The following is a 24,196-nucleotide window of genomic DNA, read 5'->3' on the forward strand; positions in this document are numbered from 1 at the left end:
ATGCTTGAGACATTGATGTGCGCGCTGGTGACGGTGCTGCCCGACTATCTGTTCCGCCGATTTGTTCAGGGCAAGCGGATCGGGCACGAAATTACTCTGTTTACAATGTGGTACGAGCTGCGTTGGGGTCTGACCACCTGTGCCATTCTGGCGCTGACCGTGATTACCACCCTGTTTTACTTCCATCCCGCCAGCAAGACAGCGGCTTCCTATTTCCGTACGGTGACGATCCTGCCGCAACTTGGTGGCCGCGTGTCCGAGGTTTACGTCACCAACAACCAACAGGTTGTGGCAGGCCAACCGATATTCCGGATTGAGGATTTCACCCAGACCGCCATGGTCGAGGCTGCCCATGCCCAGATCGCACAGGTTCAGGCCTCGTTGAAAGTGGCGGAAACCGATCTGGCCGAGGCCGAAGCCGGGATAGCAGGGGCTCGCGCCTCGCTGGATCAGTCGCTTGAGGACTTGGAGCGTAACACCACGCTGCGCGACGAGGGCTCAAGCGCCGTAAGGCTGGCCGAGATTGACCGGCTGGAAAACCTGGTGGCGGAACGTGAGGCGCAACTGAGGGCGGCGGAGGCGCAGCGTGCTGCTGTCGTTCAACAGATCGAGGAGTTGATCCCCGCGCAATTGGTCAGCGCCAACGCGCAGCTGGATGCCGCGTTGACCGAGCTGGACAAGACCGTGATCAGCGCCGGCGTAACGGGTCGGGTTGAACAGTTCGGCCTGCAGGTCGGTGACTATGTCAGCCCGCTGTTGCGCCCGGCAGGCATCCTGGTTCCGTCAAGTTCGGGACATGACCGGTTTCAGGCCGCGTTCAACCAGATGTCGGCGCAGGTCATCAAACCCGGTATGATCGGAGAACTGGGTTGCATGACCAAGCCCTTCACCGTGATCCCGATGGTTGTGGTCGAGGTTCAGGACGTGATCCCATCCGGGCAAATCCGCCCTTCGGACGAGTTGCGGGATGTGCAGGCCAACAAGACTCCGGGTTCAATTCTGGTCTATATGGAGCCTCTGTACAAAAACATGGCCGATGATATCCCGCCAGGCAGCAATTGTCTGGCCAACGTCTATACCGACAATCACGAACGGCTGGAGCATGAGCATCTGGGATTTTGGCAATCCGCTACCCTACATGTGATCGACACAATCGGCGTGGTCCACGCGGCAGGCCTGCGCCTGCGCCTGATCCTGATGCCAGTGAATACGCTTGTTCTGACGGGCCACTAAATCGGACTTCAGCCGTGCCTCACCCAGAGGCGCGGCCGGGTGTCTTTGCTTCAGACAGCGAGGCGAAGGAATACGCGAAAATGCAGGCTGCGAAACCCGCAACGAAGCAAAAGACTAGCGGGTAGGAATTGGTTATCGCAAAGACTGAACTTCCAAGGGCCATGCCGACCGTGCCGCCCAACAATTGAAATGTCATGGATATCCCGCTTGCCTGACCATGCAGGTCTTGTGACACGGCAGACATAATGGCGCGCCGGGGCGGGACGAAAAGAAACGGTACGCAGCATCCCCAAAGGATGTAACCCGCATAGATCAACGCCATGATGTCCTGATACATTCCCAGTGCAACCAGTAAGACGGCCACTGTCCCCACCGCTGTCCCCATCAGCGAGGGGCCGCGTGTGCCGAACATATCGGCAACCTTGCCCGCTATCGGTGCGACGAAGATTTGTGGAAAAGCGATTGGTAATAACGCTGCTCCTGCGGCCAGAGGGGAAAAGCCAAGCTTGGTTTGAAAGTAGGACGCTCCGAATACAAAAAGAGCAATCTTGCCGAACTGCGCAGTGAACAGGATCATGTTCGCCGCCGCAAAACCGGGGTTGGCAAACAGGGTTACCGCGATCAACGGCGTAGGGATGCGTCGCTCAACCCGGACAAAAAGCGCGAGCGCCACAAGGCCAGTGAGTAACGCCGCAAGCACTTCGGGTTGGGTCCAGCCTCGGTCCGGGCCTTCCATGATCCCAAAAACCAGCGCAGCCAAGCCGGGAACCAGCAGTACAAGCCCCTTCCAATCGAGCCCACGCTCCGGCAGGCGTGGCGGGTCGCGCCAAAAGGTCCAGGTAATCGCAGCGACAGCCAGCACGATTGGCGGGTTGACCCAGAATATCCAGCGCCAGGACAGATACTCGGTCAGTACGCCTCCGACCAGTGGCCCCAATGACAAAAACACCGTGCCGATCCCTCCATATAGACCTAAGGCAAGGCCGCGTTCCTTTTCGTCAAAGGATTGGATCAGTATTACCATCGACAAGGGAAAGATCAGGGCCGCTCCGATGCCCTGAACCGCGCGGGCGGTCAACAGTGAGAAACCGCTCTCAGCTAATCCCCCGAGCACCGAAGACAGGCCGAAGATCAGTAAACCCGCACCCAAAGGTGCCCGGATGCCCAAAATGTCGCCCAGTCGACCTGCCGCCCCCGCGAAACAGGCCAGCACAAGCAGGTAGATATTCACAACCCAATGCGCATCCAGCCGTGAGAGGTCCAGATCATCCCGGATGGTGGGCAGCGCGACGCTGACCACTGTTTCATCGAGCAGAATGACCCCAAGGATCGCTCCCATCGCGCCCAGAATCCACCAGCGGCTGCGATCTCGGGCCTTGGTCTGCATTGGATTACTATTCCGCGATTGTTGCGCCTTTGACCCCATCAGGTCTGGGATAGGGCTTTTCGTCAAGGTTTCTGAGCAACAAAAAAAGGGCCAGCCAAAAGGCCAGCCCTTCGATGTGTGTGCCGTTTAGCTTACTGCGGAATTTCGCCTTCCAGCCCTTCGACATAGAAGTTCATGCCGGCCAGAGTGCCGTCATCGGCGGTTTCGCCCTCGGCCAGCCAGTCGCTGCCGTCCTGTTTTTTCAGCGGGCCGGTGAAGGGGTGGTATTCACCCGCAGCCATGGCAGCCTTGAGTGCCAGTGCTTCTTCCTTGACGTCGGCCGGGACTGCGTCGGAAATCTCACCGATCTCGACCATGCCTTCCCGGATGCCGTCCCAGGTGTTCACGGTCTCCCACGAGCCATCCATGACGGCCTGGGTGCGCGCGATGTAGTAGGGGGCCCAGTTGTCGATGATCGACGACACGCGCGGGAACGGAGCGTATTCGCTCATATCTGAGGCTTGGCCGAAGGTGACAACATTCCCCGCCTCTTGCGCGGCCGCCTGTGGCGCGGTCGAGTCAGTGTGTTGCAGGATCACGTCGGCGCCCTGTTCGATCAGAACGGTGGCCGCGTCAGCTTCTTTTGCAGGATCGAACCAGGTGTAGGCCCAGACGATCTTGAACTCGACATCCGGGTTTACCTTCTTGGCGTGGATGTAGGCCGAGTTTATGCCGCGGATCACTTCGGGGATCGGGTACGAGCCGATGTAGCCGATGATGTTGGACTTGGTCATCTTGCCCGCGATGTGGCCCTGAACGGCACGGCCTTCGTAGAAGCGGGCCGAGTAGACCGAGACGTTGTCGGCGGTTTTGTAGCCGGTCGCGTGCTCGAACTTCACGTCCGGGAATTTCTTGGCCACGTTGACGGTCGGGTCCATGTAGCCGAACGAAGTGGTGAAGATCAGATCGGCCCCCTCCAGCGCCATCTGTGTCATCACGCGCTCGGCGTCGGGGCCTTCGGGTACCGATTCAACGAACACGGTTTCGACCTTGTCGCCAAAATGCTCTTCGACCGCTAGGCGGCCCTTGTTGTGCTCATAGGTCCAGCCGCCGTCACCCACGGGGCCGACATAGACGAAACCGACCTTGGTCTTGTCTTCGGCCATGGCGCCCGTGGCCAGACCAAGCGCCATGGCGGCACTTGTCAGAAGTGTAGTGAATTTCATGTGTTACTCCCCAAGTTGGTTTAGTTGGCCCCTAGTGCGAGGCATGGAAGGTCCGGCCCAGTGAGGCAGGTGCGCTGCTCTTGTCGGCCGAAAGGATCACAAGCACAAGGATCGTGATTATATAAGGCGACATTGCCAGATACTCGACAGGAATGGCAACGCCCGCTGCCTGCAAATTAAGCTGCAACACGGTGATGCCGCCGAACAAATAGGCACCCAGCAGCGCGCGCCATGGCTTCCAACTGGCGAACACCACCAACGCCAGGGCGATCCAACCGACACCGGCGGTCATTCCCTCGGTCCACTGCGGGACACGGATCAGGCTGATATAGGCGCCGCCAAGGCCCGCACATGCGCCGCCGAACAGGATCGCCATGATGCGGATTTTGATGACTTTGTAGCCAAGCGCGTGGGCTGCGTCGTGGTTTTCGCCCACCGCGCGCAGGATCAGGCCGACACGGGTGTATTTCAGCGTGGCCCAAACGGCTGCGGTCAGGGCAATGCCCACATAGAGGATCGGATCATGCTGGAACAGGATCGGGCCGATCACCGGGATATCGCTGATCAGCGGGATGTGGATGTCACCCATGCTGGGCGGCTTGACCCCGACATAGCTTTGCCCCAGCAGGGCGCTGAAACCGAGGCCAAACAGGGTCAACGCAAGGCCGCTTGCGACTTGGTTGGCCAATGCAAACTGCGTCAGCAGCACGAATAGCAAGGACAGCACAGCACCGCCAATAGCCGCTGCGATGAAGCCCAGCCAAGGGGACCCGGTCTCGACCGAGATCGCAAAGCCACTGATTGCGCCGACGATCATCATGCCCTCGACGCCGAGGTTCAGGACGCCCGCTTTTTCGACAACCAGTTCCCCGATCGCGGCCAATAGCAGGGGGGTTGCGGCGACCATCAGCGAGGCGACCAGCAGTACGGGATTAATTTCGCCAAGATCCATGGTTACGCCACCTCGCTACGGGCCGCACGGATGCGGTAGTTTGTCAGAAGATCGAATGCCAGCAGGAAGAACAGCAGCATCCCCTGAAACACTTGAATGGCGGCAGCAGGCAGGCCCAATTGGGATTGCGCGATTTCACCGCCGATATAGGTCAGCGCCATAAGGCCACCGGCCAGCAGAATGCCCACCGGATGCAGACGGCCCAGAAAGGCCACGATGATTGCGGTGAAGCCGTAGCCAACGTTGAAGTCGATGCTGACCACACCTGAAGGACCAGAGACTTCGAACATCCCTGCCAGACCAGCCAACGCACCGGACAAGCCCAGACAGAACAGGATCAGACGCGCCGGGTTCACACCGGCGAACTTGGCTGCGCGGGGCGCTTCACCCGTTAGTCGGATGTGGAAGCCCAGCATATGCCGGTTCAGCAGGACATAGGCAAAGATCACAGCGATCAGCGCAGTCACCACACCCCAGTGCATGCCCGATCCGGCGATCAGCTCGGCGTTATGCGCGCTTTCATAGGATTGCAGGTTGCGCGATCCGGGAAAGCCAAACCCTTCGGGGTTCTTCAGCAGACCAAGCGAAACCGAAGCCAGCATCTGCTCGGCCACATAGACCAGCATCAGCGAGACGAGGATTTCGTTGGTGCCAAAACGCACCTTCAGGAAGGCCGGTATTGCCGCCCAAAGCCAGCCGCCAAATGCGCCGGCGATCACCATGATCGGGAAAACGTAGAACGCGTCCAGCGGATAGAAGGCCAGACCTGCTCCGGCACCAAAGATAGCGCCCATGATGTATTGCCCCTCGGCGCCGATGTTCCAGATGCCTGCGCGAAAGCCCAGTGAAAGACCGATCGCAATCAACACCAACGGCGCACCTTTCACCAGCAGTTGCGGGCGGTAATAAAAGGCGAACTCACCAAACAATGGTTCCCAGAAGATCGTACCGATGGCTTCGACCGGGTTTTTGCCCAAAATGGCGAACAGGATGCCGCCAAACACCATCGTTGCCAGTACCGCAGCCAGTGGGGTGGCATAGGACCAAGCCTTGGACGGCTGAGGCCGTTTCTCCAACACTATCATCTGCTCATACCCCCGATTTCAGTTCTTGTTTTTGTATTAGACATGGGCCACCTCCATGCCATGCGCACCGCCCATCATCAGGCCGATCTCATCAACCGTCAGGCCGGTGGTCGGGCGCGGGGCACTCAGGCGGCCTTCGTTCAGGGCCGCGAAGCTGTCCGAGATTTCCATCAACTCGTCCAGGTCCTGAGAGATACAGACCACCGCCGTGCCTTTGGCCGCCAAATCCAGAATGGCCTGCCGGATTGAGGCCGCAGCCGCAGCATCTACGCCCCATGTCGGCTGGTTCACCACCAGCACGTCGGGGTTTTGCAGAACTTCGCGGCCGATCACGAATTTCTGCAGGTTGCCGCCCGACAGCGAGCGCGCTGCGTTCTCCGGGCCCGGTGTACGGACGTCAAAGGCGCTGATGATTTTCTCGGCAAAGCTTTTGGTCTCGTTCCATTTCAGGAAACCGTTGTTTTCAAGCCCTTCGCGAACCGATCCGGTGAGCAGGGCGTTTTCGGTCAGGCTCATATCCGGGGCCGCCGCATGACCCAACCGTTCTTCGGGGGCGGTCAGCACGCCCAGCTTCCGCCGCGCGGTGGGGCCGAGTTTGCCGATCCGTTGGCCATTGAACTTGATCGCATCAGCGGTTGTCGGGATTTCGCCCGACAACACGCCCAGCAACTCGTCCTGCCCGTTTCCGGCGACGCCGCCAATGCCCAGAACCTCGCCCTTGCGGACCGTCATGTGGATATTGCGCAATGCCGTGCCGAATTCGGACGGCGAAGGCACTGACAGCCCGCTGACATCCAGCGCCACCTCACCGAATTCACGGCCAGACCGTTCCGGTGTCTGTAGGGTTGAACCGACCATCATTTCAGCCATATCACGCGCCGAGGTTTCGGCCGGAACGCATTCGCCCACATTCTTGCCCAGACGCAGGATCGTGGCATGGTCGCACAGGGTCCGGATTTCTTCCAGCTTGTGCGAAATGTAGAGTATCGAGGTGCCTTCGGACCGTAACTTGTTCAGCGTCTCAAACAGGATTTCCACTTCTTGCGGCGTCAGAACCGAGGTCGGTTCGTCCATGATCAGCAGCTTGGGATCCTGCAACAGACAGCGGATGATCTCGACCCGCTGACGCTCACCGGCGGACAGGTCACCTACAGTTCGGTAGGGGTCCAGCGGCAGGCCATATGTTTCCGAAACCTCGCGGATACGCGCGGCCAGATCGCCCATAGCTGGCGGGTTCTCCATCCCCAGGGCGATATTCTCAGCCACGTTCAGCGCGTCAAACAGCGAGAAGTGCTGGAACACCATTGCGATCCCGTCGGTCCGCGCCGCGCGCGGTTCCGGCGGTGCAAAATGCTGTCCACGAAGCAGCATCGTGCCGCTGTCGGGCTTGACCAGACCGTAGATCATTTTCACCAGCGTGGATTTACCTGCGCCGTTTTCGCCGAGCAGGGCGTGAACTTCGCCCTCACCGATGTCAAAGGACACCTGATCATTGGCCACGACGCCAGGGTAGGCTTTGGTCAGCCCTTGCAAGCTTAATAGTGGAGTGGTCACGCGCTCAGGTCCTTCTTCAACTCGTTCTGCCTGGCCGGGCGCAAGAGCTGCGCGGCGACGCCGACGGCGATCATCTGCGGGTGTTTTCCCAGGCTGGGATCACCGATCGGGCAAGTGATCCGACCGATCCGTTCGGGTGAATGCCCGAGGGCCGCCAGCCGCGACCGGAACCGCGCCCATTTGGTAGCCGAGCCGATCAGGCCAGCAAAGCGGAAATCGTGCGAAAGCAGCCGGTTGCACAGCTCTAGATCCAAAATGTGTGAATAAGTAAGCACAAGATGCTCGGCATCGCGCGGCGCATGGTGAACCAGCTCGCCTGGCTTGGCGGCTGGAACCGGAGTCACACCAGTTGGAATCGTATCCGGAAACCGTTCGGGGCCGGTATCGACCCAGGTGATTGCAAGATCGGGCAGGGGGGACAACACATCCACCAACGCGCGACCTACATGGCCAGCGCCCCAGATCCACAGATTACGGGATGGCTTATGCACCGGCTCAACCATCCAGCCGTCGATCAGTTGCGGCTGGGGCGCGATGCCCTGTCCGCGCGCAGCCGCCAGCAGGCGTTTGACCGACAGGGGTATGTCCCCGCCGGACGGGGATCGCGCGACAACGGTATCATCCAGTGCATTCATGGCACTTTGGTCATAGACCTCGCTCAGCAGCGAAACCACACCGCCGCAGCATTGGCCCATGTCTGGACCAAGTGCGTGATGTGCCAGGCGGCAAGGCGTGCTTTGATCCCGTGCGGCCTCAGTCGCCTGAAACTCCAGCGTGCCGCCGCCGATGGTCCCGCTTTGCCCGTCCTCCCAAACCAGCATCGCTGCACCAACCTCGCGTGGGGATGACCCTTTAATCGCAGCGATGACCACCCGGGTGACCTTCCCATGGGTTCTGACCGCCTCCCTCAAAGCCTCTCGATCAAATCCCATCAGGCTCCTCCCTTTACCCTTCGGACGCCGCGCCAAACCTCTTCTGCCGTGGCGGGGGCATCCAGCGCGGGATAGCTGTCACCGCAAGCCGCCACCGCATTCGACAGGGCGAGCCAGGCGGATATGCCCAGCATAAACGGCGGCTCTCCCACTGCTTTCGAGCGATAGATCGTGTCCTCGCGGTTCGCGCCATCCCAAAGCGCGACGTTGAAAATGTCGGGCCGGTCGGAACAGGCCGGAATCTTGTAGGTCGACGGAGCATGGGTGCGCAGATTTCCCTTGCCGTCCCAGACCAGTTCCTCGGTGGTCAGCCAGCCCGCGCCTTGCACGTAACCGCCTTCGACCTGCCCGATGTCCAGCGCCGGGTTCAGCGACGTGCCTGCATCATGCAGGATATCAGTGCGCAGGATGCGGTTTTCTCCGGTCAGAGTGTCCACGGCAACTTCGGTGATCGAGGCTCCATAGGCGAAATAGAAGAATGGTCGACCGCGCCCGGCGATCCGGTCCCATTCGATCTTGGGGGTCTTGTAGAAACCAGTCGCCGACAGGCTGATCCGACCCTGATAAGCCAATGCGGCAGCTTCGGCGAAGGTATAGCGCTCTTCGCCAATCGAAACGTGGCCGTCCGAGAATGTAACTGCCGACGGGTTGGCCTGATGCCGCTCGGCCAGATACTCGGCCATCCGGTCGCGGATCGTGTCGCAGGCGGCCTTTACGGCCATGCCGTTCAGGTCACTGCCCGATGACGCGGCAGTGGCCGAAGTATTGGGCACTTTGGCGGTATCGGTGGCAGTGATCTTGACCATCTCAAGCGGGATGCCAAAGCGCGACGCAGCCACCTGTGCGACCTTCTGGAACAGACCCTGACCCATCTCGGTACCACCATGATTCAGGTGGACCGAACCGTCCTGATACACATGCACCAACGCACCAGCCTGGTTCAGGTGGGTCAGCGTAAAGGAAATCCCGAACTTGACCGGAGAGAAGGCGATGCCTTTCTTGATCACGCTGTTCTGGACGTTCCACTTTTCAATTGCAGCCTTGCGCTCGGCATAGTCGCTGGATTTTAGCAGAGCCTCGGTCATGGCGTGCAGCTCGAAATCAGTGACTTCCATACCATAGGGCGTTGTATTGCCGCCTTCCGGCACCGGACGGACCGGCGGAGCGGTCTCAACCTGTTCGACAGCGCCCAAGCTTGTCAGATCCTCATGTGGATCGACACGTTTTAATGGACGCTTTGCCAGATGCTCGGCTTCCATGGTTGGCGCATGCGCGGGTTCATAGTAGTTCCGGCGGCGTAGTTCGACCGGGTCCATTCCCAACGCATAGGCTGCGTGGTCCATGACCCGTTCGATCGCGATCATGCCCTGCGGGCCGCCGAAGCCGCGATAGGCGGTGGCGGATTGGGTGTTGGTTTTCAGCCGGTGGCTTTCAATCCACGCGTTGGGTAGCAGATAGGCATTGTCCGAATGCAGCATTGCGCGGTCGGCGACAGGCAGGGACAGGTCCTGCGCCCAGCCGCAGATTGCATGTTGCAGGAAGGATACCCCCTGAATATGGCCGTGCTCATCAAACCCGGCCTTGTAGGCAATCCGAAACGCGTGGCGCTTGCCGGTGATGATCATGTCATCGTCGCGGTCGTAACGCATCTTGCAGGCCTTGCCGGTCGCACGAGCCGCGATAGCGCATGAGACGGCCAGTGCATTGCCTTGACTTTCCTTGCCGCCAAAACCGCCGCCCATGCGGCGCGTTTCAACGCGAACCGCGTGCATCGGAACACCCAGAGCGTCCGCCACCTTGTGCTGAATTTCCGTCGGGTGCTGGGTCGAGCTGTGGACCAGCATATCCGCGCCCTCATTCGGCACGGCTAGGGCGGCCTGACCTTCCAGATAGAAGTGTTCCTGCCCGCCGAGTTCAAAGCCCCCTTCAATCACATGGGCCGCGCCCGCAATGGCAGCATCCGCGTCGCCTTTGGCATAGATGCGCGGGCCTTCTTCGAACCGGCTGTCGGCGGCAAGCGCGTCTTCAACCGTCAGGATCGGGGTTTCTTCGTCATAGTTGATCTTGCCCAGCCGCGCGGCCTTGCGGGCGACCAGATGGCTGGTGGCGACAACCAGAAACACGGGCTGGCCAATGTAATGAACGGTGCCGTCCGACAGCAATGGCTCATCATGGATCGAGGGTGAAACGTCGTTGGCGAAAGGTAGATCCTCGGCCGTCATCACCATCACGACACCTTGGGCGGCTTTCACGGCTGACAGGTCCATCGAGGTGATCTTACCCTTGGCAATCGGGCTAAGGCCGAATGCCAGGTGCAGAGAGCCCTTGGGCGTCGGAATATCGTCCACGTATCGCGCCGAACCGGATACATGCAGCGGCGCCGCGTCATGGGGGAGGGGATTGGACACGCTCATGCCGACACCATCAACACGTTGGTCACTTTGCCCTGATCTTCCAGGAAGTAGCGTTCCAGCATCGCTTTGGCCGTTTCCAGACGATAGGTGGCTGAGGCGCGCATATCCGTCATCGGAGTGAAATCATCCGCAAAGGCCGGGATCGCAGCTTGAACGGTCTCACGCGTCCAGGGCTTGCCAGTCAGTGCAGCTTCGACATTCGAGGCGCGCTTTGGAATACCGGCCATGCCGCCGAACGCTATACGCGCGTCAGTGACCCCGCCGTCTGTTACCGTGATGTTGAAACAGCCGCACACGGCCGAGATATCCTGATCGAACCGTTTACTCAGCTTATACGCCCTCAGACGATCCGCCTGGCGCGGGAAACTGACGGCTTCGACAAATTCACCGGGGCCACGGTCTTGCTTGCCGTAGTCGATAAAGAACTCATCCAGAGGTATCGATCGGCGCTCATTTCCCTTGCGCAGATGCAAGGTAGCGTCCAGCGCGATCAGGGCAGGCGGGTTGTCTCCAATGGGTGAGCCATTGGCGATGTTGCCACCGACGGTCGCGGCATGGCGTACCTGTACACTGGCATAGCGGCGGATCATTTCAGCATAAGAGGAGTGGATTTCGGCCAGCGCCTCGCCCATACGATTCATATCGACCATGGCACCGAAACGGACTTCCTCATCTGTAATCGAGATCTGTTTCAGATCATCACAGCGATTGAGGAAAATTACCGGATCCAGATCACGCAGTTGCTTGGTAACCCAAAGCCCTACATCCGTTGCTCCGGCGATCAGAGTGGCATCCGGGTTCTCGACGTATACAGCTGCCAACTCGTCGGACGAACCGGGCAACATCGGCGATGCCTGCACTGTAACCGGATTATCTTTGACCCAAACCGGAACCGGCTGTTCTTCGGCCGCTTTCGCCGCACGAATGATCGGGGCGTAGCCCGTGCAGCGGCACAGGTTGCCGGCAAGCTGGGTGTCGTGATCGGTCGCGCCATTCGCATGCCCGGCGACCATCGACATCACAAATCCGGGGGTGCAGAAGCCACATTGCGAACCGTGCAGGTCAACCATCGCTTGTTGTACCGGGTGCGCCTCACCGTTCGGGCCGCTTGCCCCTTCGACGGTGCGGACCGCCTTGCCATGCAACTGAGGCAAAAACAGGATGCACGAATTCAGTGCCTTTGCTCCGCCCTCATCTGTCACCATGACGGTGCAGGCCCCGCAATCGCCCTCGTTGCAGCCTTCCTTGGTGCCGGTCAGGCCGCGATCCTCGCGCAGCCAGTCCAGCAGGGTCGCTGTCGGATCGGCATCCGCCAGTTCCACGGTCTCTCCGTTCAGAAGAAACGTGATGTTCATTCGAGAAACCCGTCGCCTTACCCGGTTGCGCCCTTGGGTGCCCTCCTTCGATGCGACGTAGAAAGAGTGGCGGGCGAATAGCTTGCCGTCAGATGTTAGGAACAGGGCAGGTTCTCTGGCAAGAAAAACCGCCTATATGATGTACCATTGGACCCGATCGGCCTGTGAATGTCACGTTTGTGTAGAAGGCAGTCGCTTGAAAATAAAGCTTTTTTGGAAACGGCGCCGGAACGTGCCCGAAGCTCCTTCTGGAAAAGCCGAATAATCGGTACTGATTTTTTAGGCATTCCAAGGTGTCGGTTCCCGCTTTTGCCGCGCTGCTGGCTGGGATAGCGTAGGCGGCATGAGCAGTACTCCACGATTCATTCACCTCCGCGTTCACACCGAATATTCTCTGCTTGAAGGCGCTGTGCGGCTGAAAAAGCTGCCCGCCCTATGCGAGAAGATGGAGATGCCCGCCATTGCGGTGACGGACACCAATTCGATGTTCTCGGCGCTGGAATTCTCCGTGACCGCCAGCGGAGCCGGAGTCCAGCCGATCATGGGGTGCCAGGTTGATCTGACCTATCTGCAGGCGCAACCGGGCGAGAAGCCCAAAGCCCCCGCGCCGCTGGTGTTGCTGGCACAATCCGAGGTCGGGTATGAGAACCTGATGAAGCTGAGTTCCTGCCTCTATGTGGATAAGGGCGGGCAGTTGCCGCAGGTCACGTTGGAGGAGTTGGCGGACAGGTCGGATGGTCTGATCTGTCTGACCGGCGGACCGGACGGGCCGGTTGGGATGCTGCTGCAGCAAGGTCAACGCCCGGCAGCTGAAGCTCTGATGGATAGGCTGGCTGCGATGTTCCCGGATCGCCTTTATATCGAACTTCAGCGCCATCCGGGCGAAGATGGTCAGCCCGAGACCGAACGCCTAACCGAGCGTGGTCATGTCGAGATGGCCTATGCCAAGAACCTGCCTCTGGTCGCCACTAATGACGTCTATTTCCCGACCTCGGATATGTATGAGGCGCATGACGCGCTGATTTGTATCGCCGAGGGTGCCTATGTCGATCAGCAACAGGGCCGCCGCCGCCTGACTGCGCAGCATTATTTCAAATCACAGCAGGAAATGGTGACTCTGTTTGCCGACCTGCCCGAGGCTATAGAGAACACGGTCGAGATCGCAAAACGTTGCGCTTTCATGGCTTATCGCCGCGATCCGATCCTGCCGAAATTCGCCGATGACGAGGTCGCTGAACTGCGCCGCATCGCCAATGAGGGTCTGCAAAAACGGCTGGCGGTAATCCCGCATGCTGTGACGCCTGAGGAGTATCAGGAGCGTCTGGATTTCGAACTGGGCATCATCGAAGGCATGGGATTCCCCGGGTACTTCCTGATCGTTGCCGACTTTATCCAATGGGCCAAGGATCACGACATTCCGGTGGGGCCGGGCAGGGGCTCTGGCGCGGGATCGCTGGTGGCCTATGCGTTGACGATCACCGACCTTGACCCGCTGCGCTATTCACTGCTGTTCGAACGGTTCCTGAACCCGGAACGGGTGTCGATGCCGGACTTTGATATCGATTTCTGCATGGACCGCAGGGAAGAAGTGATCCGCTACGTGCAGCAGAAGTATGGCCGCGACAAGGTGGGGCAGATCATCACCTTTGGTGCGTTGCTGTCCAAGGCGGCCGTGCGCGACATCGGGCGTGTCCTGCAGATGCCTTACGGGCAGGTGGACCGCCTGTCCAAGATGATCCCGGTTGAAGGGGTCAAACCGGTCTCCATCGAAAAGGCGCTGAAAGACGAGCCACGCTTGCGCGAAGAGGCCCGCAACGAAGAGGTCGTGGACCGCCTGCTGACCTATGGCCAACAGGTCGAGGGGCTGTTGCGAAACGCCTCGACCCACGCGGCGGGGGTTGTGATCGGGGATCGGCCTTTGGACGCGCTGGTACCGCTGTATCAGGACCCTCGGTCCGACATGCCTGCAACCCAGTTCAACATGAAATGGGTGGAACAGGCCGGGCTGGTGAAGTTCGATTTTCTGGGCTTGAAAACGCTGACCGTGATCCAGAACGCGATGGACATCATCTTCAAGTCCGGCCGCCCACTACATGTCGCTGCCGACGGCACAGAACTCTATGAGCCCGCCGACGGGGCTGAAAACCAGATCAACGCCATTCCGCTGGATGATGAGGCGACCTACAAGCTCTATTCGGCGGCCAAGACCGTGGCAGTGTTCCAGGTGGAATCCTCGGGCATGATGGACGCGCTAAAGCGCATGAAGCCGACTTGTATCGAAGACATCGTGGCCCTCGTGGCGCTGTATCGTCCCGGTCCGATGGAGAACATCCCGACCTATTGCGAGGTCAAGAACGGGCTGCGCAAGATTGAATCTGTGCACCCTCTGATCGACCATATCCTTGAAGAAACGCAGGGCATCATCGTTTACCAGGAACAGGTGATGCAGATTGCGCAGGTCATGGCCGGGTACAGCCTCGGCGGCGCCGACCTGCTGCGCCGCGCGATGGGTAAGAAGATCAAGGAGGCGATGGATGCCGAACGCCCGAAATTCGAAAAGGGCGCGGGTGAGAACGGGGTCGATGCCAAGAAAGCCTCTGAAGTTTTCGACCTTCTGGAGAAATTCGCCAACTACGGTTTCAACAAGTCCCACGCCGCCGCCTATGCGGTGGTCAGTTATCAGACCGGCTGGCTAAAGGCGAACCACCCGGTCGAGTTCATGGCGGGTGTCATGAACTGCGATATCCACCTGACCGACAAACTGGCCGTTTATTTCGAAGAGGTCCGCAAGGGGCTGGAACTGCCATACGTGCCGCCTTGCGTGAACCGATCCCTAGCGACGTTCGATGTGGTGAGTGGTGAACTGGTCTATGCGCTGGGCGCGCTGAAAAACGTGGGCGTCGAGGCGATGAACTTGGTCGTTGAAGGGCGCCATGACAAGCCTTTTGTCAATCTGTTCGACTTCGCCCGCCGGGTGGACCTGAAGAAAGTCGGCAAACGCCCGCTTGAGATGCTGGCGCGGGCAGGGGCATTCGACCAGCTCGACAAAAACCGCCGCCGCGTCTTCGAAAGCCTCGACCCGCTGGTGCAGTATTCTGCTGCGATCCACGATCAGAAAAACTCGAACCAAGTGTCGCTGTTTGGTGAGGCAGGTGACGACCTGCCCGAACCCCGCCTGTCGCCAACGCCCGACTGGCTGCCCGCCGAGCGGCTGAGCGAGGAGTTCAAGGCCATTGGCTTTTACCTCTCGGGTCACCCGTTGGATGATTACATGCCAGCGTTGAAACGCAAGCAGGTGCTGACGCTGGACGACGTGATGGCAAAGGCGCGATCTGGCCCGTTCATCGCCAAGATGGCGGGCGTCGTGGCCGGGCGGCAGGAACGGAAATCTGCGCGGGGAAACAGGTTCGCTTTCGCCCAGCTTTCGGATCCGACCGGGGCCTATGAGGTTACACTGTTCTCGGAAACGCTGGAGAAATCGCGCGAGTATCTGGAGACCGGCGCACAGGTGGTTTTGACCGCCGAGGCAACGATGGAGTCCGATCAGCTGAAATTGCTGGGCCGCTCGGTCGGGCCGGTGGATACGGTTGTGGCCGAAGCCGGCGCGACCGGGTTGCGGATATTCGTGGACGAGCCGGGGGTGTTGGCGACCGTCGCCAAAGTGCTTGCGGACGCCGCCGGTGCGGCCAAACGGGCCTCGAAGGGGCCGATCCATATCTACCTGATGGACCCGGGCCTGCCGGGCGATGTCGAGATGGATTTGGGGCAGGACTTCCCGATCAATCCGCAGATCAAGGGCGCGATCAAGTCGCTGGATGGTGTGACCGAGGTCGAAGAAATCTGAGCCAGCCTTTTGTTGCCACAGCGTTTTTGCGCGGCTAGGCTGTGATCATTGCCTCATTTGGGGCGTGTCACGGGAGGGCACCGGTATGGCAATTTCTACTTTTGGAGTAAGAACTCTGACCTTTGCGGCGGCAGCGTCGCTGGCATTGGTCGCGGCGTCTGCTGGATTAGCGGATGACAAGGATGAGAAAAAGAAGAAGACGATCGAAGGCGCGCTGATCGGAGCGGGCGTCGGAGCGTTGGTTGGTGACGGCAAGGGCGCAGCGATTGGTGGCGTGGCCGGGGCCGTTATTGGGCATAACTGGAAGTGATGGTGATGCGATTTTTTAGACTCAGAATATTCGCTTGCGCCGCAATCCTGGTGACTCCGTGTGTGGCGTCGGCCGATGACGCGGCGGATCAGATGGTGCAGGAAGCTTTGCCTGTGATGCACTATACCTGCGCCTCGATTGCTGAGGAGGCTGATGGTGACGAAGCCTTTGTTATCGCAGTCGTTGAAAAGATGACGGCCCTGTCGCTTTACAACCGCCAGATCAATATCGAAGATCATGCGACCACTGACGAAGAAAAGGCACAGCTGCGTGAAGCATTCATAGCCGCGCTGTCAGAAGGATGCGCCGCTGATAAGGATGCCCTTTTGGGTGGGGTGGTCGACAACGCAGTGAAAACGACGCTGGGGTTTTGAATGGCTTGCGGTTTGGGCGCGCTAGAGCGTGCCCACTGCGCAACGGACCAGACCCCATCCTTTATCCATTCCGGCGGATTTGAGGTCAGTGACTAGGTGGTCGTACAAGAACAGCAATGAGGGTACATTGGGGTCCAGCCAGATGTCCGGGCCATCCATGGCTTCTCGAACAACAACAAGCTCGTCTTCTTTTCCGCTTATGGGCAAATATCTGACACTCCCGTCCCGGCAATTTAGCAGCGCACTTGCAGGCCCCCCTTCTGGCCCAAGTGCCTCATAATTGCCCATTGACCGTTTGTTGCCCACATTCAGCAATTAGTATGGCTCGGGCGTTTTCAGTCGTGTTTCGTCTGAATCCATCAATGTCAGCGGGTGAAAAACTGTTTCTCCCAGATCGAACTGTTCAAGAACGGCTTTAGCGGACTCGGAAACCAATGGATACCCACCGCCACTGATAAACGGCGGTTTGGAGTATTCGGGATGTGCATTGAAATACCAAACATCGCCAACCTGTTCCTTGGTAAGAATGTCACCGCGTTTCCAGCCGAGACCGGACTCGCTTGCCATCCTATTTGACCATTCAACCAGTTCTGGCGTTTGCTTCAAAAGCCCGTCCCCGTATTCCTTACGGAGCACGGCTTCAATTGCGTTGATGTTATTAACTGTCGTGGAAATCCATACGCAGGGCTTTGAATAATCGTCGTTTGTCTTTTGCCAATTCTTAATAATGCGGCGGACGTTCGTCGCCAAGCACAACCCCGCCGGACCCTTCTTGCGCCCGTTCGCCTTCGCGGCGCATCAGCATCTCGACCCGGCGGGTCAGGCGATCGATCTCGTCCTGTTGCTGGGTGACGATTGCGTTCAGGTCTTCGACCGTACGGGTCAGATGGGCGATCTGTTCTTCCAGATGCTGCATGGGGGACTCCTGTGTCTTGTGTGGGTCATAGCGACCCTGTGACGCCAAGGCCAGCGAAAGCGCGCCTTGCCCCGATGCGGGCCATGGGATAGACCGCGCGCGGAACACTAAACGCCCAAGGACGCCCCACATGGCCAAGCCCAAGAAACAGCCCCGCCCCAAGGCCGTAACGCCAAAAGGGTTCCGCGACTATTTCGGCCAGGAAGTCACGCAGCGCACCGAGATGCTGCGGGCTATTGCAGACGTCTATCACCGGTACGGGTTCGATGCCTTGGAAAGCAGCGCGGTTGAAACCGTTGAAGCGCTGGGTAAATTTCTGCCCGACGTCGACCGCCCGAACGAGGGCGTGTTTGCGTGGCAGGAAGTCGATGAAAACGACAAGGGCGGCTGGATGGCCCTGCGTTACGATCTGACTGCACCTCTGGCGCGTGTCTATGCGCAGCACCGCAACGATCTGCCGACGCCTTATCGCCGCTTTGCGATGGGGCCGGTCTGGCGCAACGAAAAGCCGGGGCCGGGGCGCTATCGCCAGTTTTATCAGTGTGATGCGGATACGGTGGGCACAGCCTCGATGGCCGCGGATGCCGAGATCTGCGCGATGCTGTCGGACACTCTGGAAACCGTCGGCATTCCGCGTGGCGACTATCTGGTACGGGTCAACAACCGCAAGGTTCTGAACGGTGTGCTCGAAGCGATGGGACTAGGCGAAGACTTGGCCGCCCGCGACAACGTTCTGCGTACCATCGATAAGTTCGACAAGGTGGGTGAACAGGGCGTGCGCGAGTTGCTGACCAAAGGCCGTCTGGATGCCTCGGGCGCTTTCATCGACGGCGTTGGCCTAAGCGACGATCAGGCCGAGCCAGTGATTGCCTTCCTGACCTCCAAGGCTCCTGATACGGCTGGAACGCTGGCCAATCTGCGTGCGGCGGTCGGTGACAGCAAGACCGGTGCAGACGGCATTGCTGAATTGGAGCAGATCGGCGCGCTGCTGGACGCCGGTGGGTATGGTGCAGATCGGATCGAGATCGATCCCTCGGTCGTCCGTGGTCTGGGGTACTACACCGGGCCGGTCTACGAGGCTGAACTGACCTTTGAGATTTTCGACGAAAAAGGCCGCAAGCGGCAATTCGGATCGGTCTCGGGCGGTGGTCGTTACGACGATCTGGTCAAGAGGTTTACCGGCCAGGAAGTGCCTGCGACCGGTATCTCCATCGGTGTGGACCGCTTGCTGGCGGCCTTGCGCGAAAAGGGTTGGATCGCTGCGCAAGCCACGGGTCCCGTGGTTGTGACCGTCATGGACCGCGACCGGATGGCAGATTATCAGGCGATGGTCGCCGAGTTGCGCAATGCGGGCATTCGGGCCGAGGTCTATCTGGGCAACCCAAAGAACTTCGGTAACCAGCTGAAATATGCGGATAAGCGGAACTCTCCGATCGCGGTGATTGAAGGTGGTGACGAAAAGGCCAACGGGATCGTCCAGATCAAGGATTTGATCCTTGGTGCCAAGATCGCCGAAAGCGCAACGCTGGAAGAATGGAAAGAGCGCCCCAGCCAGTTTGAAGTGCCACGCGGCGATCTGGTCGCCAAGGTGCGCGAAATTCTGGACACTCAGGACTGACCCATGCCCAACCGTTCCCAGATACAAGCCCGCGCCGCGATGATGCGCGTCAGGTTCGAGGCCGCAGGTGCGCAGGTCGTCGATCCACCGCTACTGCAACCGGCCGAAACATTGCTGGACCTCTACGGCGAAGACATACGCGCGCGCGCCTACGTGACCTCTGACGCGCTTCGCGGCGAGCAGATGCTGCGCCCCGACTTCACTATGCCGGTGGTGCAGATGCACATGAGCGAGGGCGCAGAGCCCGCTCGCTACACCTATTCCGGTGAGGTGTTCCGCCGTCAGGAGCACGATCCGGATCGGTCGAACGAGTACATTCAGGTCGGCTATGAGGTGTTCGACCGCGATGACCCCGCAGGTGCCGATGCCGAAGTGTTTTCACTGTTCGCCCTGCAACTGCGCGGCTTGCCTCTGCGCGCCGCGACCGGGGATATCGGTATCCTGATTGCGGCTGTTCAGGGCCTTCGCACGACCGACCGTCGCAAAGCGGCGCTGATGCGGCATCTGTGGCGTCCGCGCCGGTTTCGGGTTCTGCTGGATCGCTTCGCCGGGCGCAAACCCGGCTCGGAAGGGCGTGACGCTCTGTTGAGCGCGGATAACCCGTTGGACAACGACATTCCCATAATCGGCAAGCGCCGCGCGTCCGAGGTCGAGGCGCGGATCGAGGCCCTGCGCGAGGATCGTGATACGCCGCCGATTTCCGACAATGAACTGGCCGGGCTGGAAACGCTGCTGAATGTCCGCGAGATTATGCCCTTTGCGTTGGAGCAACTGCGCGACGTGGCGGTGGACCTGCCGCAGATTACCCCCGCATTGGACCGGCTCGAAGCTCGGATAGCGTCTCTACAGGCGCGCGGTGTGGATGTGGAACGGTTGGATTTTGAGGCCGCTTATGGCCGAACCTCGATGGAGTATTACGACGGGTTCGTCTTTGGATTCTATGCCGAAGGCCGCCCGGACCTGCCTCCGATTGCCACCGGCGGGCGCTATGACGCGCTGACCCGGCAACTGGGCAACGGCGCCGAAATCCCCGCTGTGGGCGGTGTCATCCGCCCGGATTTGATGCTGGACGTTGAGGAGGATGCACAATGAGCCTGAAACTGGGCGTGCCCTCGAAGGGCCGGTTGATGGAGAAGACCTTTTCGTGGTTCGAAAAGCATGGCATCACCCTGTCGCGTAGCGGATCGGACCGGGAATATGCGGGAAAGGTCGAGGGGATAGACGGCGTTTCGTTGGTCCTGTTGTCCGCTGGGGAGATCCCGCGCGAACTGGCGGCGGGACGCATTCATCTGGGCGTCACCGGGATCGATCTGGTGCATGAGAAACTGCCGCGTTGGGAGCAGCAGGTCGAAGAGATTTCGCGGCTCGGATTCGGCAAAGCTGACCTGATCATCGCCACACCTGCCTGCTGGGTGGATGTGGACACGCTGGACGATCTGGATGCGGCAGCGGCGGCGTTTCGGAAAACCCACGGCCACCGGCTGCGGATTGCCACCAAATACCATCGGTTGGTGCGCGAGTTTCTGACTGATGCAGGCGTGGCCGACTACACTCTGGCCGACAGCCAGGGTGCGACCGAAGGCACAGTAAAGAACGAAACAGCCGAAGCGATTGCAGATATCACTTCGACGGGGGAAACCTTGCGGGCGAACCACCTCAAGATCTTGTCGGACGGGCTGATCCTGCAATCGCAGGCGACGCTGTGGCGCAGCCGGGTGGCGCAATGCGACGCAGGGGAAAAGGCGGCTCTGTCCGAGCTGCTGGATCGTTTGCGCTAAAGCACGCCGATCTCCGCCAAAGCGCGGTTGAGGTCATCGGGAAGAGCATCGTCCTGCTCGCGTCCTTTGGGCAGGTCGGCGGGGGTGTCCTCGGGTTTCAGATAGCGCCAGCCTTGGAAAGGGCGTTTCAATGCGTTCTGGGTGCGGTGGACCTCGGGGTCCAGCACGATGGCGCAGCGGCAAATGCCGTCCTCGCCGCGCACCTCATCCAGTCGCAGAATACGCTGGCGGCACTGGATCACGCCCTTGATTACCCAATAGATTGATCCGCCATTCAGAATCTCGGCCTCGCGCTTGGGCCACATGCGGGTGACATGGCGTGGGCAGCCGTCCTCGTAAAGCGGCTTGCGGCTGTCCTGCCACGCGATCAGCGAGTCGACGCTCTCCGATCCGACCGAGAGTTTTATGAGGTTAACGTACTTATCCACAGCTTTCCCACAGAGTCGTCCCGAGGTTTGTCTTTATATTGTAGCTCAGTCTTGGATGTCATCAAGGTGTTGTGGTTGAGATGTGAATTGGGGTAGTCTGTATCCCTCTTCTAACACAGGGAATCGCCAATGAGCCGCTTTGCCGCCCCCATCGCCGAGCAGATCTGGGATATGAAATACCGCTTCAAAAAGGCGGATGGCACGCCCATCGACCAGACGGTCGAGGACAGCTGGCGGCGCATCGCCCGCGATCTGGCGCGGGTCGAGAATGACCCGGCCCATTGGGAAGAAAAGTTCTTTGCTGCGCTGGAAGATTTTAAGTACCTGCCCGCTGGTCGCATCACCGCAGGCGCAGGCACCGCACGGCAAGTGACGCTGTTCAACTGCTTTGTCATGGGCACGGTGCCGGACAGCATGGGTGGCATTTTCGACATGCTGAAAGAGGCCGCGCTGACAATGCAGCAGGGCGGGGGGATCGGTTACGATTTCTCGACCATCCGACCGCGCGGGGCGGATGTACACGGGGTAGCGGCTGATGCTTCGGGGCCGCTGAGCTTTATGGACGTATGGGATGCGATGTGCCGCACGATCATGTCCGCAGGGTCGCGTCGTGGGGCGATGATGGCAACAATGCGCTGCGATCACCCGGACATCGAACAGTTCATTACCGCCAAATCCGACCCTGCCCGGCTGCGCATGTTCAATATGTCGGTGCTGGTGACCGATCCGTTCATGGAGGCGGTCAAGGCTGATGGCCCGTGGGAATTGGTGTTCGGCGACAAGGTCTATCACACGGTTCAGGCTCGTGATCTGTGGAACAAGATCATGCAGGCCACCTATGATTATGCCGAACCCGGCGTGATCTTCATCGACCGCATCAATCAGGCCAACAATCTGAGCTATGTGGAAACCATCGCCGCGACGAACCCTTGTGGTGAGCAACCTCTGCCGCCTTATGGCGCGTGTCTGCTAGGCTCGATAAATTTGGCGCGATTGGTGGCAGAGCCTTATGAGGGCGCAGCGCATCTGGATGAGGTCGCATTGCAGGAACTTGTCGCGACCGCCGTTCGGATGATGGACAACGTGGTGGACGCGTCGAAATTTCCGCTGCCGGAACAAGCAGCCGAGGCGCAAGCCAAGCGCCGCATCGGGTTGGGTGTGACAGGGCTGGCCGATGCGCTGCTGATGCTGGGCCTGCGTTATGGCTCCGACGAGGCAGCGCGTCAGACCGAGCGCTGGCTGAAGGCAATCGCCCGCGCCGCGTATCTGGCGTCGGTGGACTTGGCAAAGGAGAAAGGCGCATTCCCTCTGTTCGACGCCGAGAAATACCTGGCCAGCGGCACCATGCAGCAGATGGATGACGATGTGCGCGATGCAATCCGCGAGCACGGTATTCGCAACGCTCTTCTGACCTCGATCGCGCCGACCGGCACAATTTCACTGTATGCGGGCAACGTGTCTTCGGGGATCGAGCCGGTCTTTGCCTATGCCTATACGCGCAAAGTACTGCAAAAGGACGGCTCGCGCACCGAGGAAGAGGTTGTGGACTATGCTGTGCAGATGTGGCGCGACAAGTTCGGCGACAAGGACCTGCCGGACTATTTCGTTAACGCGCAGACGCTGTCTCCGTCGGATCACGTGAAGATGCAGGCGGCGGCCCAGAAATGGATCGACAGCTCTATCTCGAAGACGATCAACTGTCCCGAAGATATCAGCTTTGACGCCTTCAAGGATGTCTACATGCAGGCCTGGGATCAGGGCTGCAAAGGCTGCACTACTTATCGCCCCAACGACGTGACGGGATCGGTTCTGACTGTATCTGAAAGTGCAGACACTGCGCCGGGTGAAAGCGCGGCGGCACCGCATGAAGTTGACGGTGGCGAAGTCGTCTATATGTCCGAGCCGCTGGACCGCCCGCAATCGCTGGAAGGATCGACTTACAAGCTGAAATGGCCCGATAGCGAGCACGCGATCTACCTTACCATCAACGATATCGTGATCGGCGGTCGTCGCCGTCCGTTCGAGGTGTTCATCAACTCGAAGAACATGGAGCATTACGCCTGGACGCTGGCCCTGACCCGCATGATCTCGGCCGTATTCCGTCGGGGTGGGGATGTGTCCTTTGTGGTCGAAGAACTGAAGGCCGTTTTTGATCCACGCGGCGGTGCGTGGGTGAAGGGTAAATACATCCCCTCAATACTGGCGGCCATTGGCGGCGTGATCGAACAGCACCTGGTCAATATCGGTTTCCTCGAGGGTGAAGGGATGGGGCTGAAATCTGACCCTCAGGCGCAGGTCGTCAACATGGATGCCCCGCGTGGCAAGGCGTGCCCGTCTTGCGGTCAGTTCGACATGGTTATGATTGAAGGCTGCATGACCTGCCGTAGTTGCGGCCATTCAAAATGTGATGGATGAAACTCTATGCAAATTGATGTTGATGCACCAAGCAATTGAGACCCAAATCAGCGATTTTTTCGCCCGAAGACAAGGTCTTTGTCGCCCAAGTATCAAAATCCCCTTGTTTTCATAAGGGCGGGAAAGCGTCTGAATTTCTTAGCGGACGCTTTCTCAGTCAGCATCAATCATTCGAAGGTATTGACGTGCGTCCAGTAATAGGGCTGTTTCATTCTATGACGACATCGCAGCATATCTTTCTCATACGGTTTTTCTGATCTGCCCCTGTTAGGGCCGACCGGTAGCTGCTGATAATTTATCTTCTTTTGCGCTCGTTTTTGGTCGGTTTGTCTCACTGGATAGATGAGGGAACTGCTATGAAGACCATCAAACTCCTACTCGCCACGGATCCCAACA

The 24,196-nt window shown here is 59.4% G+C and carries 20 protein-coding genes; 8 read left to right on the forward strand and 12 right to left on the reverse strand.

Annotation, left to right across the window (positions count from 1 at the left end; all coding sequences use genetic code 11):
• On the forward strand, window positions 1–1,233 hold the full coding sequence (locus AC2FEE_RS23685; RefSeq protein WP_496867906.1) for an HlyD family secretion protein: 1,233 nt from the start codon (window positions 1–3) through the stop codon (window positions 1,231–1,233).
• Between the two features lie 19 nt (window positions 1,234–1,252).
• Here the strand turns inward: AC2FEE_RS23685 and AC2FEE_RS23690 are convergent, their stop codons facing one another.
• From AC2FEE_RS23690 to xdhA, 8 genes are all read right to left on the reverse strand, one after another.
• Window positions 1,253–2,620 carry an MFS transporter gene (locus AC2FEE_RS23690; RefSeq protein ID WP_496867907.1) on the reverse strand — a complete coding sequence of 456 codons (1,368 nt, stop codon included), beginning with the start codon at window positions 2,618–2,620 and terminating at the stop codon, window positions 1,253–1,255.
• Between the two features lie 131 nt (window positions 2,621–2,751).
• Entirely contained in the window at window positions 2,752–3,825 is a 1,074-nt protein-coding gene (locus AC2FEE_RS23695; protein WP_496867908.1) for a BMP family ABC transporter substrate-binding protein, read from the reverse strand.
• Window positions 3,826–3,856: 31 nt separating this feature from the next.
• Complete coding sequence (locus tag AC2FEE_RS23700; protein WP_496867909.1) at window positions 3,857–4,777, reverse strand: ABC transporter permease; 921 nt, start codon at window positions 4,775–4,777, stop codon at window positions 3,857–3,859.
• 2 nt (window positions 4,778–4,779) lie between these two features.
• Window positions 4,780–5,862: an ABC transporter permease gene (locus tag AC2FEE_RS23705; RefSeq protein ID WP_496867910.1), complete on the reverse strand. Its 1,083-nt coding sequence runs from the start codon at window positions 5,860–5,862 to the stop codon at window positions 4,780–4,782.
• Window positions 5,863–5,898: 36 nt separating this feature from the next.
• Entirely contained in the window at window positions 5,899–7,416 is a 1,518-nt protein-coding gene (locus tag AC2FEE_RS23710; RefSeq protein WP_496867911.1) for an ABC transporter ATP-binding protein, read from the reverse strand.
• Entirely contained in the window at window positions 7,413–8,348 is a 936-nt protein-coding gene (gene xdhC, locus AC2FEE_RS23715; protein ID WP_496867912.1) for a xanthine dehydrogenase accessory protein XdhC, read from the reverse strand. Before xdhC ends, AC2FEE_RS23710 begins: the two co-directional genes overlap by 4 nt.
• A complete protein-coding gene (gene xdhB, locus AC2FEE_RS23720; RefSeq protein WP_496867913.1) occupies window positions 8,348–10,762 on the reverse strand; it encodes a xanthine dehydrogenase molybdopterin binding subunit in 2,415 nt (804 codons plus the stop codon). Before xdhB ends, xdhC begins: the two co-directional genes overlap by 1 nt.
• On the reverse strand, window positions 10,759–12,117 hold the full coding sequence (gene xdhA, locus AC2FEE_RS23725) for a xanthine dehydrogenase small subunit (RefSeq protein WP_496867914.1): 1,359 nt from the start codon (window positions 12,115–12,117) through the stop codon (window positions 10,759–10,761). Before xdhA ends, xdhB begins: the two co-directional genes overlap by 4 nt.
• A 343-nt stretch (window positions 12,118–12,460) precedes the next feature.
• Between xdhA and dnaE the strand changes: the two genes are divergently transcribed.
• From dnaE to AC2FEE_RS23740, 3 genes are all read left to right on the forward strand, one after another.
• Window positions 12,461–15,961 carry a DNA polymerase III subunit alpha gene (gene dnaE, locus AC2FEE_RS23730; RefSeq protein ID WP_496867915.1) on the forward strand — a complete coding sequence of 1,167 codons (3,501 nt, stop codon included), beginning with the start codon at window positions 12,461–12,463 and terminating at the stop codon, window positions 15,959–15,961.
• 85 nt (window positions 15,962–16,046) lie between these two features.
• Entirely contained in the window at window positions 16,047–16,271 is a 225-nt protein-coding gene (locus AC2FEE_RS23735) for a YMGG-like glycine zipper-containing protein (protein ID WP_496867916.1), read from the forward strand.
• Between the two features lie 5 nt (window positions 16,272–16,276).
• A complete protein-coding gene (locus tag AC2FEE_RS23740) occupies window positions 16,277–16,645 on the forward strand; it encodes a hypothetical protein (protein ID WP_496867917.1) in 369 nt (122 codons plus the stop codon).
• Window positions 16,646–16,666: 21 nt separating this feature from the next.
• Here AC2FEE_RS23740 and AC2FEE_RS23745 read toward each other — a convergent pair whose 3' ends face one another.
• From AC2FEE_RS23745 to AC2FEE_RS23755, 3 genes are all read right to left on the reverse strand, one after another.
• A complete protein-coding gene (locus AC2FEE_RS23745; RefSeq protein ID WP_496867918.1) occupies window positions 16,667–16,852 on the reverse strand; it encodes a hypothetical protein in 186 nt (61 codons plus the stop codon).
• A 108-nt stretch (window positions 16,853–16,960) separates the two neighbouring features.
• Entirely contained in the window at window positions 16,961–17,395 is a 435-nt protein-coding gene (locus tag AC2FEE_RS23750) for a hypothetical protein (RefSeq protein WP_496867919.1), read from the reverse strand.
• Window positions 17,367–17,561, reverse strand: a complete 195-nt coding sequence (locus AC2FEE_RS23755) for a SlyX family protein (protein ID WP_170407015.1) — start codon at window positions 17,559–17,561, stop codon at window positions 17,367–17,369. The genes AC2FEE_RS23750 and AC2FEE_RS23755 overlap by 29 nt, the downstream gene beginning before the upstream one ends.
• Window positions 17,562–17,691: 130 nt before the next feature.
• Between AC2FEE_RS23755 and hisS the strand changes: the two genes are divergently transcribed.
• The 3 genes from hisS to hisG are packed head-to-tail and all read left to right on the forward strand — an operon-like array spanning window position 17,692 to window position 20,957.
• Complete coding sequence (hisS, locus tag AC2FEE_RS23760) at window positions 17,692–19,179, forward strand: histidine--tRNA ligase (RefSeq protein WP_496867920.1); 1,488 nt, start codon at window positions 17,692–17,694, stop codon at window positions 19,177–19,179.
• 3 nt (window positions 19,180–19,182) lie between these two features.
• On the forward strand, window positions 19,183–20,271 hold the full coding sequence (locus tag AC2FEE_RS23765) for an ATP phosphoribosyltransferase regulatory subunit (protein WP_496867921.1): 1,089 nt from the start codon (window positions 19,183–19,185) through the stop codon (window positions 20,269–20,271).
• On the forward strand, window positions 20,268–20,957 hold the full coding sequence (hisG, locus tag AC2FEE_RS23770; RefSeq protein WP_496867922.1) for an ATP phosphoribosyltransferase: 690 nt from the start codon (window positions 20,268–20,270) through the stop codon (window positions 20,955–20,957). The genes AC2FEE_RS23765 and hisG overlap by 4 nt, the downstream gene beginning before the upstream one ends.
• Here the strand turns inward: hisG and AC2FEE_RS23775 are convergent.
• Window positions 20,954–21,385, reverse strand: a complete 432-nt coding sequence (locus tag AC2FEE_RS23775; RefSeq protein WP_496867923.1) for a DUF1489 family protein — start codon at window positions 21,383–21,385, stop codon at window positions 20,954–20,956. The two genes, hisG and AC2FEE_RS23775, sit on opposite strands and share 4 nt — an antisense overlap.
• A 129-nt stretch (window positions 21,386–21,514) precedes the next feature.
• Here AC2FEE_RS23775 and AC2FEE_RS23780 point away from each other — a divergent pair, with 129 nt between their 5' ends.
• Window positions 21,515–23,800, forward strand: coding sequence for an adenosylcobalamin-dependent ribonucleoside-diphosphate reductase (locus AC2FEE_RS23780; protein WP_496867924.1), 2,286 nt, complete (start codon window positions 21,515–21,517; stop codon window positions 23,798–23,800).
• Window positions 23,801–24,196: the final 396 nt, after the last annotated feature.

The organism is Ruegeria sp. YTSC199, from assembly GCF_059609725.1.

Excerpts from the sequence above, each read along its gene's own strand:
- xdhB (WP_496867913.1), bottom strand. The coding sequence starts at position 10,762 with ATGAGCGTGTCCAATCCCCTCCCCCATGACGCGGCGCCGCTGCATGTA.
- AC2FEE_RS23705 (WP_496867910.1), bottom strand. The coding sequence starts at position 5,862 with ATGATAGTGTTGGAGAAACGGCCTCAGCCGTCCAAGGCTTGGTCCTAT.
- AC2FEE_RS23765 (WP_496867921.1), top strand. The coding sequence starts at position 19,183 with ATGCCCAACCGTTCCCAGATACAAGCCCGCGCCGCGATGATGCGCGTC.
- hisG (WP_496867922.1), top strand. The coding sequence starts at position 20,268 with ATGAGCCTGAAACTGGGCGTGCCCTCGAAGGGCCGGTTGATGGAGAAG.
- dnaE (WP_496867915.1), top strand. The coding sequence starts at position 12,461 with ATGAGCAGTACTCCACGATTCATTCACCTCCGCGTTCACACCGAATAT.
- AC2FEE_RS23755 (WP_170407015.1), bottom strand. The coding sequence starts at position 17,561 with ATGCAGCATCTGGAAGAACAGATCGCCCATCTGACCCGTACGGTCGAA.
- AC2FEE_RS23690 (WP_496867907.1), bottom strand. The coding sequence starts at position 2,620 with ATGCAGACCAAGGCCCGAGATCGCAGCCGCTGGTGGATTCTGGGCGCG.
- AC2FEE_RS23685 (WP_496867906.1), top strand. The coding sequence starts at position 1 with ATGCTTGAGACATTGATGTGCGCGCTGGTGACGGTGCTGCCCGACTAT.
- AC2FEE_RS23735 (WP_496867916.1), top strand. The coding sequence starts at position 16,047 with ATGGCAATTTCTACTTTTGGAGTAAGAACTCTGACCTTTGCGGCGGCA.
- xdhC (WP_496867912.1), bottom strand. The coding sequence starts at position 8,348 with ATGGGATTTGATCGAGAGGCTTTGAGGGAGGCGGTCAGAACCCATGGG.
- AC2FEE_RS23780 (WP_496867924.1), top strand. The coding sequence starts at position 21,515 with ATGAGCCGCTTTGCCGCCCCCATCGCCGAGCAGATCTGGGATATGAAA.
- AC2FEE_RS23700 (WP_496867909.1), bottom strand. The coding sequence starts at position 4,777 with ATGGATCTTGGCGAAATTAATCCCGTACTGCTGGTCGCCTCGCTGATG.
- AC2FEE_RS23740 (WP_496867917.1), top strand. The coding sequence starts at position 16,277 with ATGCGATTTTTTAGACTCAGAATATTCGCTTGCGCCGCAATCCTGGTG.
- AC2FEE_RS23695 (WP_496867908.1), bottom strand. The coding sequence starts at position 3,825 with ATGAAATTCACTACACTTCTGACAAGTGCCGCCATGGCGCTTGGTCTG.
- hisS (WP_496867920.1), top strand. The coding sequence starts at position 17,692 with ATGGCCAAGCCCAAGAAACAGCCCCGCCCCAAGGCCGTAACGCCAAAA.
- xdhA (WP_496867914.1), bottom strand. The coding sequence starts at position 12,117 with ATGAACATCACGTTTCTTCTGAACGGAGAGACCGTGGAACTGGCGGAT.